We start from the raw sequence: 6078 nt of genomic DNA on the forward strand, positions 1-6078 counted from the left end.
AAACAGCCCTATAGTAAGGACTGTTTGAATAAGTTAAAATTACATTTTAACTACGTTTGCAGCTTGCTCGCCACGGTCGCCTTCAACGATGTCGAATTCAACTTTTTGGCCTTCTTCTAATGATTTGTATCCATCTTCAGCGATTGCTGAGAAGTGTACGAATACGTCGCTACCATCTTCTCTTTCGATGAAACCAAAACCTTTTTCTGCATTAAACCATTTAACTGTACCGTTATTCATATTGAATACCTCCGTCGTGCTTTTGCACTAAATATTTTGTAACAAATTCATAAATGAAAAGGAGAATATTCTATATAAATAACTCACATTTTTCTTCACGCTCTTTATTACTTAACTTTCATTATACACTTTTAAATATAGAAGTAAAGCATTATTTTATTTTCTGTGATAATACACATTGAACTATATAGTAACATTCCATTTTAATACTAAATTTAAAATTTTTATTTTCTAATATTAAATACACTTACTTTTGATACTATTTACTTTTTTAATTCTGAATTGATAATAAATCATATCGTGATCTAAAAATTATAAAAGTGCCACTAGCAGCAGTGACACTTTTACAATGAGCATTATTGACCTGAATCAGCGTTGTCTTCGCTCCAAATATTTAATTTCTCTTTTTTTGCTTGTGCTTCACTTTTTCTTAAAAGTTGTTCATGTGTATTGTTAGGTTTATAAACATAAGCAACTTTAGCCAAGCCTTGACGAACTAAAGCTTCGTTTACCATTTTTCCATCAGCATAAATATACGCTAAGCCACGTCCATATTTATCAGTTCTTTGACCTTTGTCAAACTCGACTTCAATTTTCTTTGCATTTTCTACCATTTTTTTCGTAAATGCACTTGCTTCAGGACCATATTTCTCTACACCTTTTTTAGGATGCTTTGTTTCAGGTGTATCAACCAATAATAGTCTGAATGTCATTGGTTGACCTTTGTACATTAATTTAACCGTATCACCATCAATCGCTTTAATTAATGTCGCAGGTTCTTTATGTAATTTTTTAGTTGAAGTTGCACTATATACTGTTGGGTCTTCAGAACCACTTCTATTTACGCCATTATCTGTTTGTGATGCATTTGCTGAGCTACTTAGACTTGAAACTACAACTAAAGTTAACACTAAGCAACTAGTAGTGAAATAGAAAAACCTCTTTGCGTATTGCCCTTTCGAAACATTACTGATAGCCATCCCTATAAGTAATATTGAAACGATTGCCATACATATGCCAGCACTTAATAAGTATTCTGTCATAACTAACACCTCTTTCTTTTTAGTTAATTTTAATATTAAACGTTAATTAATTATAATTCTACATTTTTACAATTAATTAATAAAAATTTAATAATTATAATAAAATAACTATACTTACTTTTATGTATTTTCTATATTTTAGGTGCCAGAACTTATATATTTAGCCTTATTTGTAAAATTAAAAAGCCTACAACATGAATCGTTGCAGACTATCATATCGAGACAAAGAGGTTTATTAGTGTCTCTATATCTATGTGGAATTTGAAAAGATTATTTATAATATTTACGGGGATAAATTGTCATTTAAAAACGAGATGTATAACTTATAATTTACTTTGGATTAGCGTTGTAATCCATTATAAACCTTATCAATTTGTTTATTGAAATAGTTTTGATGCGGTTTGCTTAATGTGTTAACTTTTTGTTTGGCTTTCATCCTAGCATCAGCACTTTGTGTATCTTTATAGTTCTCTACTAAGCTTTGTGCTTCTTTAACATGATCACGTCTAATAACGCGTTTGTCACGGTCTGTGAAATGTGATGAGTCAATTTCACTATAACCAACCATAGCTCCTGATTTACCGCCCATTGTTAATATGTTGAACTCCATCAAGTTTGAATTGCTATTAGATTGAAAAATATTAATTTGAGCATGTTCAACTGTTATAACTTTCTCTTCCGATACAATTTCAGTAAATTGCTTAGTATCATTTGCGCCACTCTCTGTTACTAATGCGTTTGCGTGATTAGAATGCCATAATTGAGTTGCACAAATTACACCCATTGTTAGTACTAATACTTTCCTTTTCATTTGTTTATGCTCCCTTATTTGCTTTGATATAAAAACCGACTTTTTCACCCTGTTTTCTTCGCCATTGAAAATTATATACCAATATTTTAGAAACAATAATTAACTTGCGATGAACAAACTATTAACAATAATCTTGAGTATTATATTTATCTTAATTAATAATATATTTATTTAAGATTATGTTACTTCCAACTTTCAAAGTAGAAAAACGGTATAATTTGTTGATGGGTGTTTATTGATAAACTGCAAAAAATACAGCCTACAACCACATAGATTGTAGACTATATTTAAAATAATAGGTATTTATCATATCTCGTAAACTTAGTGCCAATTTTTATACTCGTGGTGCTGGTAAGCTACCCTTAAATTCAGGAACGTAGTGTGTAGGGCTATAACTTGGAACAGCATATTGATAATTTACATTTTTGATATTTAATGATGGTTTCCCAATTTTATAACCATTTGATTGTGAAAATGAGAAATATTTCTTCACACCTTTAACTACTTTATAAGAATAGAAGTATTTATAGTCATATGCTTTATTTACTTTAGCATTTTGATGTGTTGCTGTTGTGTTATTTTGGAAACTTGGTACATGCATACGATGTGAATTGTGACCATATGGTGGAATTACCTTGAAACTATTTATTTGTGGCACAACACAAAAGTGATTAATTTTAATGCTAGCATGCCCTGGTGTAACAAATTTATGCGCGTGATATCCAGGAACTGCAAAATGATGCTTGATAATTAAAGATTGAGATGGATGTGTATATCTAGGCGATTCTGATGGTTTAACAATAAAGTGTTTATTAATAGAATCCTTTGCATGATTTACATGTTTATGTACATGTGTTGATTTGTATGAAGTAATAACTTTCTTGTAGTGGGTTTGCGTAGTAATGAAGTGGTGGTTTACTTTGTTTTGCGTAATAAATCTATTTACTTCTGGGCCTTTAGCAACAAAATGCTTATCAACTTGTTGTGAAGCTGGATTGTTTGTTGTTACATTCACGCGATTATTGATTTCTTTGTACTCTGGTACAATGTTTCCTAACTTTGATTCTGGTACGGCAAAGTTTTTATCTACAATTTTACTTGCTGCTGAAGGATCCGAAATCTTATTCAATTTGTCTTCAGAAACTACAAAGTTTTTATTGTCAGTTAAATTACTAACATTTACTTTTGGTGCTTTTTTAAATTCATTGTAAGATGGAATAATTTTATTAATTCCTGATTCTGGAACTACAAATTTTTTGTCAACACTCTCTGTCACTGATGCTTTAGCGTGATTTGAATTGATAAGTTGTGTAGCAAATAGCGTGCTCATAGTTAAAACTAATAATTTCTTTTTCATCTGTTATTTCTCCTTTATATAGACTCAATATTATAACCAATTTAATTTTCCTGTTATATTCACTAACAGCATTATATACCAGAATTTTCAGTATAATAATTAACTTGAAGTAAACGTTGTCTTAACATTTTTATTGTTTTTCAGCTTAAAATTAATTATTGATATTGATAGTTAAGCATAATAATTTTTTCGTAATATAAAGTGAAAAAAGTAATAGTCCACACCTGTTTAGAATGTGGACTATACTAGATTGCATCATTGAAATGATAACTTAGATATTATTTATTGCTAGTTTAAAATGTTATTATTTTTTCGACAAACTCATTATTTGCTTTGCAGCCATGCATTAATTATTTGCCATTGTATACTTTATTGATTTGTTTATTAAAACGTTTTTGATGACCTTCACTTAATGTATTTACTTTTTGTTGTGCATTTAATCGGTCTCTATAACTATGTGTATCTTTATAATTATCAACTAACTTTTGAGCTTCTCTAACGTGTTCACGCTTAATTACACGCTTCTCACGTTCAGTTAGATGAGAAGAATCAATTTGACTTATACCAACCAGTGATCCTGATTTTCTACCAGGTAAAGCAGACGTTTCTTCAAATTCAACAACATTATTATGCGTGTGATTTGAAGTTGTTGGTGATTGATGCGTTGTTGTGAAATCATGACTTTCACCATTTAATCCAACTAATGGTTTTGGTGTTTTGTAAACGATTTGTTGCTGAGTTTGACGCTCAACTGTAGGCATTGGTACCTGAGTCGTTGTTTCAGTATATGTAGTCGGTGTTGTTGGTTTCTTTGTTGGTGCAGAAACAACAAGTTGTTTGTCATTTGCGTTATTAAAACGTTGCTTGTGTTCAAAATCGTATTCTAATGATACAACCGGTTCTTTTTTACTTTTTTGTCTATCTAGAAATCTTGCTTTTCTTTCTTCAGCTCTTTTTTCATATTCAGCTTTTTGCTCTGCAGTTACTTCTTTTGAAACAGATTTATAATTTTGAGAATCTAAACTTCTTTTACTTCGATTACTTCTTTTTGATTCGTCAGTTTTTGCTGCTTCAGTGTCATACTTTAATTTATTAGCATTATTAGTATTTGTTTCTTTCTCTTCTTTAGGCGCTAATGTTGGTATAGATGTTGGCCTTTGTTGTCCAATTTCTCCAAAGAATTCATCAATAATAGTTTCTAAATCCTCTTTTTTATTATTGAACATTCTTTGATTGGTAGCCCTCTTCTTTTTTCTCTCTTCATCTTTATAACCAAGAATCATATCTAATTTGTTATATAAATCTTCTACTTCATTTTTATTCGAGTGATAAAATGTATAACCTATCATTAGTACTTGATTTTCAAGAGTGTTTAATTCCGTATCAGCTTTAGTTTGTTCCTCATTGTTATATTCTTTTAACTCTGGATTTTTATTATTAATTTCTTCGATTTCTTTTGAAAATTCTTCACGATGTTTTTTTAATGAATTATAAATTGACTCATATCTTTCGTGTGTTAACCCCAGATAATTTGATGTATTAGTATTAGTATTAGTATTTCTATTTTTTATTTTTTTCTCTTCACTAAAAAATTTTTTTAATGCATCATCTTCAGCCATAAATTTTTGTTGATACTTTTTAACTGCTTCTTTGTATTCTGGTTCCTCATATTTTTCATAATCTGCAAATGATAATGACGATATTAACATATCTAAATTTTCTTCATATTTATCACTAGTTATTGTAGTGCTTCTTTTCCCATTTAATTTCAATGACTCAGATTTATATGGATTCTCTTCCCCAGAAACCACTGCACTTGCACGATTGCTTTCCCAAATTTGTGATACACATAATGCTCCCAATGATAAAACTAGCAATTTATTTTTCAACTGTATTTTCTCCTTAATTTTCCTTAATTAACAACCTACCTTACACCCTATTTTTTCGCCAAGCCAAATTATATAACATCTACCTTTTTAAAATAATTAACTGTTGATGAATTAATTATTAATTATATTCAAACAATATATTTGGAAAATCCAAGTAAAAAAGCCACCTTTTAAGGTGGCTTCTTCATGAATCATATGATTAATTTAATATCATTATTACTTATTTCTTATCTTTATTTTCTTTTTTTCTTCTGAAAAGTAGTAATGAACCTAATGATGCTAATAATCCCCAAATTAGTGACGTATTCGCTTCATCTTCAGAACCTGTATCTGGTAATGGCTCTTTACTATCTTTAGCCTCATTTTTATTAGAAGCATTAGTACCATTTTTAGGTGAATTAGGCGGCACTACATTATTGTTAGAACCTGAGTCGGAGTCACTATCTGATTCTGAATCGCTATCCGAATCTGAGTCACTGTCGGAATCTGAATCGCTATCTGAATCTGAGTCGCTGTCTAAGTCGGAGTCACTATCTGAGTCAGAATCGCTATCTGAATCCGAGTCACTGTCTGAGTCGGAATCGCTATCTGAATCCGAGTCACTGTCTGAGTCTGAATCGCTGTCTGAGTCACTGTCGGAATCTGAATCGCTATCGGAATCTGAATCGCTGTCTGAGTCTGAGTCACTGTCTGAGTCTGAATCGCTATCTGAGTCAGAATCGCTATCTGAATCCGAGT

At 30.6% G+C, this 6078-nt stretch carries 6 protein-coding genes; all 6 read right to left on the reverse strand.

Annotated elements, in window-relative coordinates; translation table 11 throughout:
- Positions 1-39 precede the first annotated feature (39 nt).
- Positions 40-240, reverse strand: a complete 201-nt coding sequence (locus HMPREF3247_RS13605; RefSeq protein ID WP_001059082.1) for a cold-shock protein — start codon at positions 238-240, stop codon at positions 40-42.
- 356 nt (positions 241-596) lie between these two features.
- Positions 597-1283, reverse strand: a complete 687-nt coding sequence (locus tag HMPREF3247_RS13610; RefSeq protein WP_001566557.1) for a thermonuclease family protein — start codon at positions 1281-1283, stop codon at positions 597-599.
- A 340-nt stretch (positions 1284-1623) separates the two neighbouring features.
- Positions 1624-2094 (reverse strand): hypothetical protein, encoded by a 471-nt coding sequence (locus tag HMPREF3247_RS13615; RefSeq protein ID WP_000824472.1) that lies wholly within the window; start codon positions 2092-2094, stop codon positions 1624-1626.
- A 334-nt stretch (positions 2095-2428) separates the two neighbouring features.
- Complete coding sequence (gene emp, locus HMPREF3247_RS13620; RefSeq protein ID WP_000728071.1) at positions 2429-3451, reverse strand: extracellular matrix protein-binding adhesin Emp; 1023 nt, start codon at positions 3449-3451, stop codon at positions 2429-2431.
- Positions 3452-3801: 350 nt separating this feature from the next.
- Positions 3802-5340: a von Willebrand factor binding protein Vwb gene (vwb, locus tag HMPREF3247_RS13625; RefSeq protein ID WP_000791707.1), complete on the reverse strand. Its 1539-nt coding sequence runs from the start codon at positions 5338-5340 to the stop codon at positions 3802-3804.
- A 220-nt stretch (positions 5341-5560) separates the two neighbouring features.
- The coding region (locus HMPREF3247_RS13630; RefSeq protein WP_142349159.1) for an LPXTG cell wall anchor domain-containing protein at positions 5561-6078 on the reverse strand (518 nt) is incomplete at its 5' end.

This window comes from Staphylococcus sp. HMSC36A10, assembly GCF_001838845.1.
GTDB lineage: Bacteria > Bacillota > Bacilli > Staphylococcales > Staphylococcaceae > Staphylococcus > Staphylococcus aureus.